Annotated in this window: 15 protein-coding genes and 1 riboswitch; of the genes, 10 read left to right on the top strand and 5 right to left on the bottom strand. The window is 45.7% G+C overall.

Annotated elements, in window-relative coordinates:
* Nucleotides 1-63: 63 nt before the first annotated feature.
* Nucleotides 64-474 carry a flagellar basal body-associated protein FliL gene (locus tag OH459_RS24900; RefSeq protein ID WP_005451996.1) on the bottom strand — a complete coding sequence of 137 codons (411 nt, stop codon included), beginning with the start codon at nucleotides 472-474 and terminating at the stop codon, nucleotides 64-66.
* A gap of 153 nt (nucleotides 475-627) precedes the next feature.
* Here OH459_RS24900 and OH459_RS24895 point away from each other — a divergent pair, with 153 nt between their 5' ends.
* Nucleotides 628-1167, top strand: coding sequence for a chorismate lyase (locus OH459_RS24895; protein WP_009695930.1), 540 nt, complete (start codon nucleotides 628-630; stop codon nucleotides 1165-1167).
* Complete coding sequence (ubiA, locus tag OH459_RS24890; protein ID WP_005451994.1) at nucleotides 1168-2022, top strand: 4-hydroxybenzoate octaprenyltransferase; 855 nt, start codon at nucleotides 1168-1170, stop codon at nucleotides 2020-2022.
* 84 nt (nucleotides 2023-2106) lie between these two features.
* Here the strand turns inward: ubiA and plsB are convergent, their stop codons facing one another.
* Nucleotides 2107-4533 carry a glycerol-3-phosphate 1-O-acyltransferase PlsB gene (gene plsB, locus OH459_RS24885; RefSeq protein ID WP_005451993.1) on the bottom strand — a complete coding sequence of 809 codons (2427 nt, stop codon included), beginning with the start codon at nucleotides 4531-4533 and terminating at the stop codon, nucleotides 2107-2109.
* A 368-nt stretch (nucleotides 4534-4901) separates the two neighbouring features.
* On the opposite strand from plsB, the gene lexA reads away from it, so the two are divergent.
* The 3 genes from lexA to dinF all read left to right on the top strand — a co-directional run bounded on the left by lexA (nucleotide 4902) and on the right by dinF (nucleotide 7950).
* A complete protein-coding gene (lexA, locus tag OH459_RS24880; RefSeq protein WP_005438488.1) occupies nucleotides 4902-5522 on the top strand; it encodes a transcriptional repressor LexA in 621 nt (206 codons plus the stop codon).
* Nucleotides 5523-5756: 234 nt separating this feature from the next.
* A complete protein-coding gene (locus OH459_RS24875) occupies nucleotides 5757-6551 on the top strand; it encodes a class I SAM-dependent methyltransferase (RefSeq protein WP_009695929.1) in 795 nt (264 codons plus the stop codon).
* A 55-nt stretch (nucleotides 6552-6606) separates the two neighbouring features.
* Nucleotides 6607-7950: an MATE family efflux transporter DinF gene (dinF, locus tag OH459_RS24870; protein ID WP_021017946.1), complete on the top strand. Its 1344-nt coding sequence runs from the start codon at nucleotides 6607-6609 to the stop codon at nucleotides 7948-7950.
* Between the two features lie 68 nt (nucleotides 7951-8018).
* Here the strand turns inward: dinF and sthA are convergent, their stop codons facing one another.
* Nucleotides 8019-9449: a Si-specific NAD(P)(+) transhydrogenase gene (gene sthA, locus OH459_RS24865; protein ID WP_269989255.1), complete on the bottom strand. Its 1431-nt coding sequence runs from the start codon at nucleotides 9447-9449 to the stop codon at nucleotides 8019-8021.
* Nucleotides 9450-9710: 261 nt separating this feature from the next.
* On the opposite strand from sthA, the gene fabR reads away from it, so the two are divergent.
* Nucleotides 9711-10352: an HTH-type transcriptional repressor FabR gene (fabR, locus tag OH459_RS24860; protein WP_005430912.1), complete on the top strand. Its 642-nt coding sequence runs from the start codon at nucleotides 9711-9713 to the stop codon at nucleotides 10350-10352.
* Nucleotides 10352-10717 carry a YijD family membrane protein gene (locus OH459_RS24855; protein ID WP_005430908.1) on the top strand — a complete coding sequence of 122 codons (366 nt, stop codon included), beginning with the start codon at nucleotides 10352-10354 and terminating at the stop codon, nucleotides 10715-10717. Before fabR ends, OH459_RS24855 begins: the two co-directional genes overlap by 1 nt.
* A 65-nt stretch (nucleotides 10718-10782) precedes the next feature.
* Here OH459_RS24855 and trmA read toward each other — a convergent pair whose 3' ends face one another.
* A complete protein-coding gene (gene trmA / locus OH459_RS24850) occupies nucleotides 10783-11892 on the bottom strand; it encodes a tRNA (uridine(54)-C5)-methyltransferase TrmA (RefSeq protein ID WP_005451984.1) in 1110 nt (369 codons plus the stop codon).
* A 184-nt stretch (nucleotides 11893-12076) separates the two neighbouring features.
* Nucleotides 12077-12277, top strand: a riboswitch (cobalamin riboswitch).
* A gap of 58 nt (nucleotides 12278-12335) precedes the next feature.
* On the opposite strand from trmA, the gene OH459_RS24845 reads away from it, so the two are divergent.
* The 3 genes from OH459_RS24845 (at nucleotide 12336) to murI (ending at nucleotide 15802) form a co-directional block, all read left to right on the top strand.
* Nucleotides 12336-14189 carry a TonB-dependent receptor domain-containing protein gene (locus tag OH459_RS24845; RefSeq protein WP_005451983.1) on the top strand — a complete coding sequence of 618 codons (1854 nt, stop codon included), beginning with the start codon at nucleotides 12336-12338 and terminating at the stop codon, nucleotides 14187-14189.
* Between the two features lie 82 nt (nucleotides 14190-14271).
* Nucleotides 14272-14955 (top strand): ATPase, encoded by a 684-nt coding sequence (locus OH459_RS24840; protein ID WP_050937483.1) that lies wholly within the window; start codon nucleotides 14272-14274, stop codon nucleotides 14953-14955.
* A 40-nt stretch (nucleotides 14956-14995) separates the two neighbouring features.
* Entirely contained in the window at nucleotides 14996-15802 is an 807-nt protein-coding gene (murI, locus tag OH459_RS24835; RefSeq protein WP_005451981.1) for a glutamate racemase, read from the top strand.
* Here murI and OH459_RS24830 read toward each other — a convergent pair.
* Nucleotides 15765-16220, bottom strand: a complete 456-nt coding sequence (locus OH459_RS24830; protein WP_005451980.1) for an RNA-binding protein — start codon at nucleotides 16218-16220, stop codon at nucleotides 15765-15767. The genes murI and OH459_RS24830 overlap by 38 nt on opposite strands.
* Nucleotides 16221-16661 lie beyond the last annotated feature (441 nt).

Here is a 16661-nt window from a genome sequence, read left to right as displayed (position 1 = left end):
AAAGACCACCAATCGGTGGTCTTTCGTTTAATAGGAGCAGCTCGTCAGCTTTAACTGTTCATATTATTGGTAAAGGTATTTGGTAAACAGCAAATCAGCGATGATGGTTTTACCCGTCTCTGGTAGTAGGGTTTCATTGAGTTCTTTCACCAACGTTTTGCGCAGATCCTCACGACCAGATAAAGACTTAATCGTATCTTCTGTTTGTTTACCCAATAGTTCAATCACCGCATCTCGGATTAATGGTTGGTGGTGTTCGACAACGGCGAGGTCTTGCTGACTCATCACCATGATATCGATACGCACCTGTACATAACCCAATTTATTACCCTTGGTATAGAAGTTCGTAGTTAAATCGGGTTCGAGCGTAAAGTAGGCTAACTTAGGTGCTGCCTCTTCAGATTCAGCCCAACTCGGTGCTGAAATAAGCAGACTTAGCGCGAAAATAATTTGGGCTATATAACGTTTGTACATATTTCTAACTTTTCTTTCTCTGGATCGCGATATTCGAATCGCTTCAGTCTTGATACAATAGACCGTCTATAACAAATAACGGAACTTACAGTTTCAATAAGACGGTAAGTTGTTGCTTTATTGTACGCATAAAGCCTCCAATTGAATACTAGTATGAATCAGCCGACATCACTCTATCTTACTTCTTTATTGGAAGTAGAGTGGCAAAACCCCGAAGATTTTGAATTCCCTAACGAATTCGCCAAGCATTGGCTTGAAGAAAAGGGCTCTTTGTCACGTCGTTTAGGTCAGCACTGCCAACGCTTAACAGTGGAATTGCTGCACAATCAGATCGTCACTGCCAAGACGTTAAAACAGGATGAGAGCCAGCTATTGTCTGAGCAAGATTGCCTACTGAGAGAGGTGATTTTATGTGGCGACAATACAGATTGGGTCATTGGACGCACGCTCATTCCTCGTTCAACCTTGGTCGATCAACAGTATGACTTAGCTCAGCAAGGAGATATTCCGCTGGGCTTAACTGTGTTCAGCGCCGATAACGTTGAACGCGATGCTCTGCAAATGGGATGGGTTAATTTGCCACAGGGGCGCCTTTTAGCGCGACGCTCAAGACTGTGGATGAATCACAAACCCATGCTGGTTGCTGAGCTATTCTTACCCAATTCACCAGTTTACGCTAAGGAGAAGGTGTAAATGTCCGCAGAAAAAGCCAAAGCATATTGGCAACTGATGCGAATGGATCGCCCAATTGGCTCACTCTTGTTATTGTGGCCGACGGTTTGGGCACTTGTAATTGCCGCCCAAGGCATGCCAAGTTGGAATGTACTCATCGTGTTTGTGTTAGGTGTATTCCTAATGCGAAGCGCCGGTTGTGTGATTAACGATTTTGCTGACCGTAAAGTTGATGGTCATGTGAAACGTACCAAGCAGCGTCCTTTACCCTCAGGTAAAGTGACCTCGAAAGAAGCGATTGGTCTGTTTTTAGTTCTAGGTATCAGCTCTTTCTTATTGGTGCTGACCATGAACCCGCTGACGATCAAGCTATCCTTTGCTGGTATCTTTTTAGCGTTCATTTATCCATTTATGAAGCGTTACACCCATTTGCCTCAGCTGTTTTTAGGTTTGGCTTTTAGTTGGGCGATTCCGATGGCATGGGCAGCACAAACAGGCGAATTGCCTTGGATTGTGTGGTTTGTGTTTGTGATTAACGCTTTGTGGACCATTGCTTACGATACTCAATATGCGATGGTCGACCGTGATGATGATTTAAAGATTGGTATCAAATCAACGGCTATCTTGTTCGGGCGTCACGATAAGCTGGTGATTGGTGTTCTGCAGTTGATTACCTTGGCGATGTTAGTGTTGCTTGGTCAACATTACGAACTTGGGCAAAGCTACTATTGGACGATTTTGGTTGCGGCTTCTTTGTTTGTATACCAGCAACACTTGATTCGCCACCGAGAGCGCGACTTGTGCTTCAGAGCCTTTCTTAACAACAACTATGTGGGAATGGTGATTGCGGTCGGTCTGTTTATCGCTTTCTGGTAACTCAGTACAAACGTTCAGATAGAAAAAGGCATCCAATTGGATGCCTTTTATGTTTTGTCGAGATGAATATCGAGCTTAAGCCAATTATGCTTGCAGCTGGTGGATACTCTCTTCGATGGTCAATTTCACTTCTGGGTAGAGCAAAGCAAAGAGTAGTTTGGCAAATTGCTGTGTCTTCTCAAGATCGCAGTTGCCGTCGCTATCTAGGTATTGTTGCTCTTTCAACGTATTGAACATTGCAGCAAACACACCTTTGTCGAAAAACTCTGGCGCGTTAATACCGTGTAGACGCCCCAAACGCTGCGCAATGTCTTGGCTCTGCTGTTCAAGGTCTGATTTACCCAGTTCTTGGTCAGCTACCAGTAAGTTCATCGCAATAGAGTAGCGTTGCAGTGTTTCAGTGATAGTACGACCCAACAAAACCAATGATTGGTTGTTTGACTGGTTAATTTCCAGTTTGTCACCATCTTGGCAAACCATCTTCTGCTCAATGAACTCGTTCAAGATCTTCACGACCAGCTCGTTCAACTCTTCTTCCTTGTAGCTTAGGAACAGCTCTTTTTTCAGGAATGGGTAGATTTGAGCGACGTTTTCTTGAATTTTCTCTACGGTCACGTTGCGCTGACGAATAATCATCTGAGCAATCAATGATGGTAGGGCGAACAGGTGAATGATGTTGTTGCGGTAGTAAGTCATCAGAATCGACTGGCTACGATCCAGCGAAATGATGTCACCCATGGTGTCGGTTTCAATCACAAACTTATCAAGTGAGATAGCGTGATCTACCAACTCTTCAGCCGTTTCTGTTGGAACTGTTGAAGTGTTTGAGTATGGGTTGTTCTTAAGTAGCTTCAGGTAGCATTCAATCTGGTTGATTAGAGAGTCACGAGACAATGCACGCTGACGAGACGCCAATAGCGCGGTCGCACATAGAGTTAGCGCGTTAGTCGCTGCCGCGTCGTTAATGTGCGTCATCATCTTGTTTGCCAGACCGTTCACCACAGGGTTCATCCATTGCGGTTTGCTGCCGCCCATGCGATCGATGTCTTTCGTCCACTCAGGAGCGTGTTCATTCAGGTATTGGTTTAGCTGAATCGGCTCACCGAAGTTAACGTAACCAAGACCAAAATTGCGCAGCTTACGCAGAGTACGCAGCACAAGACCCGCGTTTTCTTTCTCTTTGCGTGAACCTCGAAGCTCTTTGGCGTAAGTACCTACTTCCATTACGTGCTCGTAACCGATGTAAACAGGCACCAATGTTACTGGACGGTTTAGACCGCGTAGCATGGCTTGAATCGTCATTGCCAACATACCGGTTTTTGCTTGAAGTAGACGACCAGTACGTGAACGACCACCTTCACTGAAGTACTCAACCGAGTAACCTTTAGCAAACAGCTCTGATAGGTACTCACGGAAAATCGTGGAGTACAGCTTATTGCCTTTAAAGCTACGACGAATAAAGAACGCACCACCACGACGGAAGATTGGACCCGCAGGGAAGAAATTCAGGTTGATACCCGCAGCAATATGCGGTGGCACCATACCTTCATGGTATAGAACGTAAGAAAGCAGTAGGTAGTCCATGTGACTGCGGTGACATGGTACGTACACGATCTCATGACCATCTTGCGCTAGGCGACGAACAGTCGAAGCGTTGTTGATGTGCAGACCTTGGTACAGCTTCGTCCACAACCAGCCAAGAATACGATCGCCGTTTTTAACCAAACCATAAGAGAAGTCCGCTGCAATCTCATCCATGATGTCATGGGCTTCTTTGCGTGCTTTCTCGATAGAAATGTTTTTGCTTTGCGCTTCGTCTTCAATCGCTTTTTCGATTGCTGGCGATTTCATTAAGCGTGCAAACAGCACTTGGCGTTGAGGTAGGTTTGGACCCGATGCCGCGAGCTTCTGACGAGAGAAGTGGATACGTGCAACGCGCGCTAGCTTGTGTGCAATAGCGCTGTCGGTACCGTGAGAGTCTGCCATGTAACGCAGTGAAACCACTGGGCTAAAGCGCACCAAACAGTCACGACCTGCTGCCATTACCGCTTTTGCTTTTTGCGGACCGTTCATTGGTTGCAGGTACGGCTTATGGTTTTCTTCTTTACCTGGCTTACGACCCCAAAGTACGGTCGCTGGAATCATTTGCACGTCTAGTTCGCTATCGAGCTTGTGCAATTCAAGTAAATCAGTAAACAGAGAAACAGACTCACTCGGTACGTCGTTATCATTGCTCATCACGGTTGGACGAGAGGCAATAAACACGTAACGAGTCAGTTTTTTGCCATTGATTTCTAGCGGGCTAAGCGGGTCTGGGAGACCAAGGCTCAAAGCTTGTTTTTGTAGTGTCAGCAAATCCACGTTCGAACGGAACGGTAAGGCGTACACAATCGGTTTCGCTAGGTCGATGTTGAGATCGTCAATCGGATTCGATGGGATTGTGGTGCCCTTTACCATTACCGATAAAGGTAGTTTTAGTAATGAACGTGAAAATGATTGTCCAGAAGACATAAAGTTCACAGCCTCAATAGGTATTCAAACAAGCCTAACCTTATTTCTGCGTCCGCTTTCCCTTCTTCTATAGGAAAGGAAATAGATACGGCAATAGAAATAAGCCTAGGCGATAAATTTTAAGCGCAGCAAGGATACCAGAAACTGGTCAAACCTTTTAATTTTATTGAGCGGAAATTAGTCGAACCCCTAGGTTGTTGCTTTCATTAGACGAATTGGCTATTGCGCGTTTAAAACGCATGTTCACTTGAGGTTTGTGGGTGGGATCTGAAACTGGCGCAAATAAATTAAAAAACAACCAATTGGGTTTTCATTTGTTCATTTACTGGATATACTCACAGTTAACTGTATAAAAAGACAGGTGACATATGAAGCCGTTAACGCCACGCCAACAACAAGTCTTCGATTTGATTAAAAGCAAAATCGAAGACACCGGAATGCCACCAACTCGTGCAGAGATTGCGCGTGAGCTTGGCTTCCGCTCTGCGAATGCCGCAGAAGAACACCTAAAAGCGCTTGCTCGTAAACAAGCGATTGAAATTATTCCAGGCGCATCTCGCGGGATCCGAATCCTACTCGAAGATGCGGCAAACGACGATCAAGGTCTGCCTTTGATTGGTCAAGTTGCTGCTGGTGAGCCGATTCTGGCTCAAGAGCATGTGGAGTCTCACTACCAAGTGGACCCTGCGATGTTCAAACCAAAAGCAGATTTCTTACTTCGCGTAAACGGCGAAAGTATGAAAGACATCGGTATTATGGACGGCGACTTGCTGGCTGTGCACAAAACTCAAGATGTGCGCGACGGTCAAGTTGTGGTTGCACGTGTTGACGATGATGTGACGGTGAAGCGTTTAGAGCGTAAAGGTTCTACAGTTCTACTGCATGCAGAGAATGAAGAGTTTTCACCAATCCAAGTTGACCTAACATCGCAACACCTGACGATTGAAGGTCTGGCGGTTGGCATCATCCGTAACACTGACTGGATGTAGGTTTCTTACCTCAAGCATTCTAATAAAGCCCAGCGTTCTGCTGGGCTTTGTGTTTTCTGCACTTTCTATTTCCACTTTTATTTTCTTCAAAGCATATTTCTTTTCTTCCGAGCATAGTTACGCTCGCACTGATTCAGAGCGTTTGGCTGTTGCGTTAAAACTTGCAAGTGATATTGAGATTTATTATCATCTAATTCCATTTAACCATTTTCTTTTCGGCGCAAGGAAATGCCCATGTCCAAGCCTCAACATCACGTACCCAATCATCTGTTGAAACCGTTGTTTTTGCGTAGCCGCGAAAGCTTGGTCGATAACGGCTTGGTGTACGATCCGATCGCTGCAAAAGCGTGCTTGAGCTGCAAGATGGCACCAGATTGCATCAGTGGCGACGTCGATCAGAAGCAGTTGCTGCACGTGACTTTAACTCAGCTGTGCGATCAGCAGGTTAGTCACTTTCTTCAACAACACTCAGACGCTTGGATCATTAACGTTGGTGCGGGCTTAGATACGCGTTTCTACCGTTTGGACAATGGTCGTTGTCACTGGATTGAACTGGATGTCACCGAGAATCTGGTTTGGCGTCAGCGATTGTTTCATAAAAACGAACGCTACGAGCATCGTTGTGGCAGCGTAGAAGACATGAATTGGTTAGATGAACTGCGCATTCCTGAAAAAGCACCAGTATTGATTCTGTGTGAGATGGCTTTACTCGATTGTGATGAATCGCGCGTTGCGACTTTCATCCAAACTCTGGGCCGTCATTTTGTATCGGCAGAAGTGTGCATGGTACTAGCAGGTGACTTAACCGAAAGTAAATGGGGTCAGAAGCTCGGCTCAGATACGTATGCACATGGTTTTGAAGCACCAGCACAACAAGTACTGCATTGGCTGCCATGGGCGCAATGGGTCAAAGCCTTCTCGCCATTCGACCGATTTTGCTCACGCTGGAAAGCATGGCAGCGCTGGCTGAATAAGATCCCAATGTTGAAGCATCGTCTCACGCCAGTTCTCGTTCACATCAAGTGGTAATTGGCTAGGCATTGAACACTCAGGTACACTCGCTGATCTAAACAACGAGGTGCCTGTGACAAACTCTATCTTCTCTCCTTTATCGAATCCTCAAGTGCATCGCCAAGTGTTAGCGCTCGCTATCCCTATGGTGCTGTCGAATATTACTGTTCCACTATTGGGCTTGGTTGACGCTGCGGTGATCGGTCACCTTGAACACGCTTGGTATCTAGGTGGTGTTGCGCTTGGTAGCACCATGATCAGTGTGACGTTTTGGTTGCTTGGCTTTTTACGTATGTCGACCACTGGATTAGCGGCGCAGTCCTATGGTGGTGAAGACCGAAAACAACTCGCGTTGGTGTTTATGCAAGGCTCACTGATGGCACTGCTGTTTGCGTTAGTCTTCCTTATTGCCCATAACCCGATCGCGGATCTGATATTTGGTTGGAGTGATGCCAGTGCTGAAGTGAAGCATTACGGCATGCAATATTTCTCTATCCGAGTGTGGAGTGCCCCCGCTGCGCTGATGAACTTTGTGTTGTTGGGCTGGCTACTCGGAACGCAAAACTCCAAAGCCCCAATGTGGATGGTGATCATCACCAACGTGACCAATATTGCGCTCGATTTACTGTTTGTGATTGGTTTGGGTTGGAAAGTTGAAGGGGCAGCGCTAGCCTCAGTGATTGCTGATTACTCTGGCATGGCGTTTGGCTTGATGTGTGTATGGAGGACGTGGTGTGCCCGTCTGTTGCCATCACCTAAAAGCCTGCTAACCGATACTCAACATGGGCTAGGGCGTTTCGTAAAACTCAATCGCGATATCTTCTTACGCTCGCTCTGTTTACAAGCTACGTTTAGCTTTATGACTTTCCAAGGTGCGAGCTTTGGTGATGATGTGGTTGCGGCTAATGCGGTATTGATGAGTTTCTTGATGATGATTTCCTATGGCATGGACGGTTTTGCTTACGCCATGGAAGCCATGGTTGGCAAAGCGATTGGCGCCAAAGACCGAGCGCAGCTCAATGCTTCGCTGATTGGTACTTTCTTTTGGAGCCTTATCATCTGTTTAGGTTTGACTGCGGTATTTGGTTTGGCGGGATCGCACTTGATCGCCATGATCACTTCGATTGAAGCGGTGCAGCAGCAAGCGGCGGTATATCTGCCGTGGCTGGTGGTCATGCCATTGGCGTCGATGTGGTGCTTCCTGTTTGATGGCATTTTTGTTGGTGCCACCAAAGGTAAAGACATGCGAAACAGTATGTTCGTGGCGACTTGCTGCTTCTTTGCAATCTTCTTTTTGTTCTCTGGTTGGCAAAACCATGCACTATGGTTTGCGATGACCAGTTTCATGGCAATGCGAGGGATTGGACTTGGTGCTATCTTCTTCTATCAATGGCGCAAGGGAAGCTTTCTTGCCTAGTTACACATAAAAAAACAGCAGGTCGAAACCTGCTGTTTTAGCTTTTGGATCATGGCAACCCAATTGAATTAGAATAATCGGTTCAAACCGTTCAGTGCCGCTACGCGATACGCTTCTGCCATCGTCGGGTAGTTGAAGGTGGTATTGACGAAGTATTCAATCGTATTGGCTTCACCTGTTTGTTCCATGATGGCCTGACCGATGTGGATGATTTCCGCGGCGCGCTCACCAAAGCAGTGAATACCAAGAATCTCTTTGGTTTCGCGATGGAAGAGGATTTTCAAGCTGCCGATGTCTTTACCTGCAATCTGCGCACGAGCTAAGTGCTTAAATGAAGAGCGTCCCACCTCGTAAGGCACTTTCGCCGCAGTCAGTTCTTGCTCAGTTTTGCCTACTGAGCTGATTTCTGGAATGGTGTAGATACCCGTTGGGATGTCATCAATCAGATTGCCGTCAGCTTGTCCTTTAGTGATGGCTTGTGCCACGAAACGACCTTGGTCATACGCTGCACTCGCTAGGCTAGGGTAGCCAATTACATCACCGACTGCGTAGATGTGTTCTACCTCTGTACGGTAGTTACCATCTACTTTGAGCTGTCCGCGTGAATCACCCTCAAGTCCAACCGCAGGTAAGTTGAGTTTGTCTGTGTTACCCGTTCGACCATTAGCATACAGTAGGCAATCGGCTTTCATCTTCTTGCCAGATTGAAGATGCACGATAACACCATCTTCAGTGCCTTCGATTTTCTCGAATGTTTCATCGTTACGAATCACCACGCCACTGTTCCAGAAGTGGTAAGACAATGCGTCTGATACTTCGTTATCTAAGAAAGAGAGCAGGCGGTCGCGAGTGTTAATCAGGTCAGTTTTCACGCCTAAACCGCGGAAGATTGAGGCGTATTCACAACCAATCACGCCTGCACCGTAAATAATGATGTGGCGAGGGTCGTGCTTCAGGCTCAGGATGGAATCACTGTCGTAGATGCGTTCATGTAAGAAGTCAACGTCATTTGGTTGGTATGGACGAGAGCCTGTAGCGATAACAAATTTATCTGCTGAGTATACTTCTTCCGTACCATCACTTTGCATGACGGCGATGGAGTAGTTATCGATAAAGCGGGCTGTACCAAACAACAGTGTGCATGAGTTGCGATCATAAAAGCCCTGACGAAGTCGAGTCTGTTTATCTATTACCGATTTTGCATGACCTAAAATGTCAGAAAATGTTGCATGAAGGCTGGTGTTATTGCGGCAGAATAACGGGTTGCTATTGAATTCAATGATACGGCTAACTGCGTGACGCAATGCTTTGGATGGTATGGTTCCCCAGTGCGTACAACCGCCACCAACACTGCTTTCCTTTTCTACGATGGCAACATTCAGTCCGGCTTTGGTCAATCCCATCGCCGCCCCTTCACCGCCCGGGCCACTACCAATTACGATCACGTCATAGTGATTAGCATGCGCCATGATGTCTTCCTTGTTATATTTGCTTAACATTGCTGTAGCGGGATTTTAACTCATTTACTCTATTGGGAACACGTAATGCCTGCTAGAGAGTGGAAGTGATCACGCAGAATCGCCCAAAAGAACTAATTGGTATGCTGTATGTCTACTATTTGAAGTGAGGCGATTGCAATTAGATGCATGGCGATAGTAACGTGCTCGCCGCTTATCGGCAGATAACGTCGCTTTATACGTGGGGGCGATATGCGTTATATTGAAGCTCTCGTACCCAATAGAAAAAGAGCAAGTTAAAGAATGAAATCGATGGGAATCCGCGCGCAGCAAAAAGAAAAAACACGTCGATCGTTGATCGATGCGGCATTTAATCAACTCAGTGCGGATCGCAGCTTTTCCAATCTCAGCTTGCGTGAGGTTGCCCGAGAGGCAGGAATTGCACCAACTTCTTTTTACCGTCACTTCAAAGACATGGACGAGCTAGGCTTAACCATGGTTGATGAAGGTGGTCTGTTGTTGCGACAACTGATGCGTCAGGCGCGTCAGCGTATTGTCAAAGAAGGCAGTGTGATTCGAACTTCAGTTGAAACCTTTATGGAATTCATTGAAAGTAGTCCTAACGTTTTCCGCTTATTGTTGCGTGAGCGCTCCGGCACTTCCTCTGAATTTCGTACTGCCGTCGCTCGAGAAATTCAGCATTTTGCGGCAGAATTAACTGAGTACTTAATGAGCACCGGAATGACCAAAGAAGAGGCGTTCACTCAAGCAGAGGCGTCGGTTACTTTGGTGTTTAGCTCTGGTGCGGAAGCTTTAGATTTAGATCGACGCGAGCGCGATGAACTCGCCGAGCGATTGATCATGCAATTGCGAATGATAGCCAAAGGGGCCTATTGGTATCGCAAAGAACGTGAACGTAACCGATTAAAAGGCGGGATAGAATAATGTCGAATGGAAATAAATCTGAAAAGAAAACGCTGATTTTGGCACTGGTTGCAGGTATGTGTGGTGATGCTTTGTTGTCATGGTTGACCATGAGTGAAGTATCTTTTTCAATCTTCCCTCTGATTGCACTCGTGCTAGCTGTACAGGCGCTGTACCAAGAATACCTAAACAACCCAGTATCAGAAGATATCCCACTTGTTGGTCTGGCGTGTTTCTTCGTAGGTGCATTTGGTCACTCTGCGTTTATTAAAGCGCAATACCCAGAAGCAGGCTCTAACTTCTTCGCAATTCTGGTTTCAATGATTCTCCTAGCGTGGATCGGCAAGAAACTGGGTTTTATGGAAAAGAAGACCACTGCTGAATAAGCAAAGCGAATCTAACAAAAAAGCGAGCCGTTGAGCTCGCTTTTTTTATGTCTGAGGCTGGTGGATTACGCTTTACGTTCCAACAGTACACCTGCTTCCATGTGGTGCGTGTAAGGGAATTGGTCAAACAGAGCAAAACGTGTCACGTTGTGGGTTTCACATAGAATGTCCAAGTTCTCTTTTAGTGTCTCTGGGTTACAAGAGATGTACATGATGCGCTCGTAACCTTGCACCATTTTACAAGTATCGACATCCATACCTGAACGCGGTGGATCGACAAAAATCGTATTGCAGTTGTAGCTCTTCAGATCCACACCTGCATCTTGTAGGCGGCGGAATTCACGCTTACCTTCGATTGCTTGAGTAAACTCTTCTGCTGATAGACGTAGGATTTGTACGTTATCAATCTCGTTCGCTGCAATGTTGTATTGCGCAGAAACCACAGATGGCTTCGCTAATTCAGTTGCAAGAACGCGGTCGAAGTTTTGTGCCAGCGCCAAAGAGAAGTTACCGTTACCACAGTAAAGCTCTAGGAGATCACCAGTGCTTTCTTGAGTACAGTCGACTGCCCATTCCAGCATCTTCTCAGCGACTTTGCCGTTTGGTTGAGTGAAGCTGTTTTCTACTTGTTGGTAGATGTAGCTTTGACCATTTACGTCTAGCTTCTCGATCACGTAGTCACGGTCTAGGACAATCTTCATTTTACGAGCACGACCAATGATGTTTAGGTTGAAGCCTTCATCATTCAAACGCTGCTTAAGGGCTTTCGCGTTTTCAATCCACTCTTCATCAAGCTGGCGATGGTAAAGCAGTGAAACCAGAATCTCACCGCTAAGCGTTGATAGAAAGTCCACTTGGAACAGTTTACGACGTAGCGATTCGTTGTCTTTCATCGCTTCAACTAGTAGTGGCATCAGGTCGTTGATCAGACGGCTTGCTGCTGGGAATTGGTCAACGCGGTATTTCTCACGAGTTTCTTGATTGAACATGATGTAGTAAAGGTCTTCACCCTCATGCCAAACGCGGAACTCAGCACGCATGCGGTAGTGCTGCTCTGGTGATTCAAACACTTCCAGTTCTGGCACGTTGTATGGCGCGAACATATCGTTCAGACGTTCGACTTTTTCAGCCAGTTGTTCTTGGTAGCGTTGTGGGTTTACATCAAGAGTAGCCATGATCTTACCTTTTATGGTGCATTCAATTTAAGAGCGCAGATTTTATTCAATCTCAATAGGATGTCCAGTTTTGTGCCCCAATTGATTTAAAGATAGTGTGTTCTGTGTCAGTTGATACACCAATGAACCAAATCGTTACAATTGTCAGAGGTAATATTGGCTGGACAAATAATCGATAGCTTAATAGTATTTGCCCCAAGCTGGTGCTATCTAGCAATCTAGATGGCTGAAATGGGAATCTGGTGAGAATCCAGAACTGACGCGCAGCGGTAAAAGAGAACGAACGCTCATCAAGACACTGCATTAGTCTATGTGGGAAGTCGAGTAAGTAGGCGGTACAACCTTGCTCTTAAGTCCGAATACCTGCCAGCAACTGAGCCACAGCACTGGACTGCTCAACACGAGTAGGGCTCGGTAGGAATTACGCGACTTAGGACAATACAATGAGAAAAACATTTCTTGCGATCACGTGTGCATCGCTGCTTTCACCTACCTTTTATTCACAGGCCCAAGAAGTTTCCGCAGATGAAACGGTTGTGGTTACGGCAAACCGCTTCAAGCAAATTGATGGTGCTGTTCTTGCACAAACCGTCACGGTAACCAAAGAAGACATTAAACGCCTGCAAGCAAATAGTCTGTTTGATGTGTTCCGTACACTGCCGAGTGTTGAAGTTGCTCAGTACGGTGGGCGTGGTCAATCCGCATCTATCTACGTTCGAGGTGGTAGCTCGTCTCAAGTACTCGTTTTAGTTGATGGGGTGCGTATGCCTCGTGCAATCATGGGTGGTATCGACTTTAACCAATTTCCAATCAACTCTGTCGAACGTATCGATTACATTCGTGGTGCACGAGCCTCTATCTATGGTTCAGAAGCGATCTCTGGCGTAATCAACATTATTACTCGTGCGCCTATTAATGACGATTCAGGTCGAGTGTCTGCAGGTTATGGCTCAAATAACCATAAAAAAGGCACGTTTGTGGTCTCTAAACCTGTGGGTGAAGGTAAACACTTTAAGGGTGTCTTAGGATACGAGAAAACCGATGGTTTTAATGTTAAGCCTCAGCCAGGATTGAATGATGGCGATGAGCATGGCTTCGAAACGCTAAACCTGAAGTTGGGTTACCAACAAAACTTTTCTGACAACTTGTCTGGTTACGTTGGGGTGAGTGCTTACAACAATGAATACGATTACGACAACAGTAGTATTTGGAGTGGTCATGAGAAAAAAACTGGTGAAGTAGAGTATGTAGGTACCGACTTATCGCTGGAATACAACAAAGACGTTTACTCATCTGAATTAAAATTGGCTTATGGTCAACAAGACAACTACGACCATAAATCAGGTCAAAACAAATCTACTGGCGATCATGTTGCTATTGAGCAGTTCAACGCGATTTGGTTGAACTCGTACAGCGTTAACGAAGAACTGAGTATTGGTGGCGGTTTGGATTACCGTACTGAGAAGCTAGCAAAAGGCTACATTGCGGCGAACAGTTGGGGACCAGCTAAAGACTATGATCCAGAGAAGAACCCAAGAACTAACTTTGGTGTTAGTGCCATTGCTCAATATGTTTATGACGTATGGACGTTAGAAGCAAGCGTACGTAATGACGACAACAATCAATTTGGTAACAACACCACATGGCAAACCGCTGCGGGTTGGAGTTTTTACGAAGGTTATGAGTTAACCCTGAGCCACGGTACTGCTTTCCGTGCGCCGAGCTTTGTTGATTTGTATTACCCAGGCTACGAAATGCCGAACCTAAAACCAGAAGAATCAGAAAATACCGAGCTGTCGCTATCAGGTGCTGTATCGATTGTTGATTGGACGGTGACGGGTTACTACAACCAAATTGAGAACATGTTGATTTGGAAAGGCTCTGGCATGCAAAACGTGGGTGAAGCTGAGATCAAAGGTGTCGAACTAGAGGTGAAATTCGACACGGATATCGTTTCTCACGAGTTTTACTTAGATTATAAAGATCCTGTCGATAAGTCTGGGGCAAAAGATACTCAGCTAGCGTACCGCTCCAAGCGTGGTGCTAAGTGGAACGCCTACGCAACGTTTGACCAATGGACGTTGGGCTCGCAGTACCTGTACCAAGGTGAACGCTTTAATGGCAGTACCAGACTACCGAGCTACAGCCTATGGAACTTCACTGCTTCTTACGCCGTGAACCAAAACTGGGATATTAATGCGAAGCTAAGCAACGCTTTCGATAAAAACTACGAGATGTACACTAGTTACGCGACGCCAGGGCGTCAGTACTTTGTCTCGGCAGACTACCGCTTTTAATCAAGCTAAACGAGACCGCCATATCGGCGGTCTTTCTTTTTGTAAGTAAAGCGCTGGTGGAAATAGGTAACAAGGAAAGACGATGACTAAACCAAAACGAGTTGTGATTAGCTGGTCAAGCGGAAAAGACTCTACATTAACGTTGGAGCGTCTAAACGAAGATCCGCATTATCAGGTAGTTGGCTTGTACACCACTTATGTTGATAAAGAAGTCCCTTTTCAAGCAACCCCGCTTGAGGTCGTGCAAATGCAGGCGGACTTACTTGGCCTTCCGCTCATTACTATCGAACTGCCTGAAGTGTTCCCGAATAATGACATTTATCAATCGACGATCGTTAATGCACTACAAAGCAGTGGGCTGAATGTAGAAGCTGTCGCGTTCGGTGATATGTTTTGTAATGGTATTGCTGATTATCGACGCAGCTATATTGAACCTGCCGGCTGGGAATGTGTATTCCCTTTGTTGGGGGAAGAAAGCAAGGCATTGGCATTTGAAATTATCGAGCGTGGAATTCAAACCATGTTGATTACCACCGATGGAAATGTATTGCCGCCGGAGTGGTGTGGATGTTGGTATGACAAAACGTTGATTGAGTCATTACCCGGTCATATTGATCCCTGTGGCGAAGATGGCGAATTCCATACATTGGTGACATCAACCTCATCATTTCAAGGACATATAGAGTTGGCTAAGCTTGAAGTGGAAACAGGGGAGCGATTCAGTCATCAAAGATACCGAGCCAAAGCATTGCCAAAACAAATCTAACCAGTATGATCGCCGAGTCTCTAATTTGCAGGTAAGACTCGTGCGAGCATCAAGTAAGAAAAAAGTCCTAGTGTTTGATTCCGGTGTCGGAGGGCTATCGGTCTTCCAAGAAATCCACCGACTTCTACCAAACATGGATTACTTGTATCTGTTCGATAACGAAGCTTACCCATATGGCGAGCTAGACCAAGATGTGCTGATCACTCGCGTTAATAAGCTGGTGGCAGCATTGGTTGAAGAGCATCAAGCTGACATAGTAGTCATCGCCTGCAATACCGCAAGTACCATAGTGTTGCCATCATTGCGTGCGAATCTATCCATTCCGGTTGTCGGAGTGGTGCCTGCGATCAAGCCGGCCTCATTACTCGCTTCTCAGGGTGTAGGACTTATTGCTACGCCCGCGACCGTGACTCGTCAATATACTCATGAACTGATCCGTGACTTTGCTCAAGGCAAACCTGTCGAACTATTAGGTTCCACTCGCTTAGTGGATATGGCAGAAGAAAAGCTGCGTGGCGAAAGTATTTCTATTCCAGAGCTCGAAAGCATTCTTCTCCCATTACGTAATAAAGTCGATGTAGCTGTATTGGGGTGCACTCATTTTCCTTTGATTAAAGAGGAAATCCATCAAGCGTTAGGTGGAGAGGTTACGTTAATTGATTCTGGCGAAGCCATTGCTCGTCGAGTGAAAGCATTACTACTCAGCGATATGAAGGAAGAAAGCCAAGAGGAAGGGAGTAAGAAGATTTATGCCAGTGCACCTCCTTGGCAAGAAGATGCACTGAATACCTGTTTGGCGACCTTAGGGTTTAATCCTGTTCAGGTTTACCGCCATCAGGGTGTTTAGGATCGTTAGCAATACGCACTTTAAGTGTACGCTCCATATATTCCTTCTCGTTAAGTTTAGCGATAGCAGGTTTTGCATCTGCCGCAGCCATCACTACAAAACCAAACCCTCTTCTTTTACCAGTGCGCTTATCTTTCATTAAGCGTACTGCATAGACCTGACCATACTCAGCAAACAAATCTCGAACGTGACTTTCATTTGCCTTATAAGGAAGGTTGCCGACATACAGCGTTTTAGTTGAAGGATCGGAATCCGAAGATTGAAGAACAGGTGTTTTGCTAGAAAGTGAAAAAAGAAAAGCAGTAGCGACAACACCGATAACAAAGCTCAAGGCAGGTGACACAGGTAACTGAGAGAAGATGATTCCCCCAATGACCGCCAACCCAGCACACAAGATCAGATTTTTTTTAGACGTCATTTTGATTACTACATATAGATGATAAAGAGATTGGCTGCCTATTAACAAAATAGACACATGAATCTTACGTATATGGTTGGTGTTTTTCCAACCAATTGCTGTGATATGTCTCAAATGTGACGAAGAAATATGCAGATATAACGCATTTGGTGGATAAATAACCGCTTAGAAAGTTTTTTTCAAAAAAAGGTTGCGCTAATTTCTCAACTCCCTATACTGCGCATCCACCGACACGGAGTGAGACGAAAGTCACACAGCGAGTCGGAAGAGAGAAAAAAGAATTTGAAAAAATACTTGACTCTCAAAGCGGGAAGCGTAAGATACGCACCCCTAACGACGAAGCGCTGAGGCGGTAAGTTAGTTAGAAAAGTTCTTTAAAAATATAGACCTATCAATCTGTGTGGGCACTCGTTGATGATAATCCAATTAGAAGCTTAGGCT

The sequence above is a fragment of the Vibrio sp. MM46 genome (assembly GCF_027587135.1).
GTDB classification, from domain to species: Bacteria; Pseudomonadota; Gammaproteobacteria; order Enterobacterales; family Vibrionaceae; genus Vibrio; species Vibrio harveyi.
Note: the sequence above shows the minus strand (reverse complement) of the source record. Positions and strands in the feature narration are given on the sequence as shown.

Excerpts from the sequence above, each read along its gene's own strand:
- OH459_RS24900 (WP_005451996.1), bottom strand. The coding sequence starts at position 474 with ATGTACAAACGTTATATAGCCCAAATTATTTTCGCGCTAAGTCTGCTT.
- OH459_RS24895 (WP_009695930.1), top strand. The coding sequence starts at position 628 with ATGAATCAGCCGACATCACTCTATCTTACTTCTTTATTGGAAGTAGAG.
- ubiA (WP_005451994.1), top strand. The coding sequence starts at position 1,168 with ATGTCCGCAGAAAAAGCCAAAGCATATTGGCAACTGATGCGAATGGAT.
- plsB (WP_005451993.1), bottom strand. The coding sequence starts at position 4,533 with ATGTCTTCTGGACAATCATTTTCACGTTCATTACTAAAACTACCTTTA.
- lexA (WP_005438488.1), top strand. The coding sequence starts at position 4,902 with ATGAAGCCGTTAACGCCACGCCAACAACAAGTCTTCGATTTGATTAAA.
- OH459_RS24875 (WP_009695929.1), top strand. The coding sequence starts at position 5,757 with ATGTCCAAGCCTCAACATCACGTACCCAATCATCTGTTGAAACCGTTG.
- sthA (WP_269989255.1), bottom strand. The coding sequence starts at position 9,449 with ATGTTAAGCAAATATAACAAGGAAGACATCATGGCGCATGCTAATCAC.
- fabR (WP_005430912.1), top strand. The coding sequence starts at position 9,711 with ATGAAATCGATGGGAATCCGCGCGCAGCAAAAAGAAAAAACACGTCGA.
- OH459_RS24855 (WP_005430908.1), top strand. The coding sequence starts at position 10,352 with ATGTCGAATGGAAATAAATCTGAAAAGAAAACGCTGATTTTGGCACTG.
- trmA (WP_005451984.1), bottom strand. The coding sequence starts at position 11,892 with ATGGCTACTCTTGATGTAAACCCACAACGCTACCAAGAACAACTGGCT.
- OH459_RS24845 (WP_005451983.1), top strand. The coding sequence starts at position 12,336 with ATGAGAAAAACATTTCTTGCGATCACGTGTGCATCGCTGCTTTCACCT.
- OH459_RS24840 (WP_050937483.1), top strand. The coding sequence starts at position 14,272 with ATGACTAAACCAAAACGAGTTGTGATTAGCTGGTCAAGCGGAAAAGAC.
- OH459_RS24830 (WP_005451980.1), bottom strand. The coding sequence starts at position 16,220 with ATGACGTCTAAAAAAAATCTGATCTTGTGTGCTGGGTTGGCGGTCATT.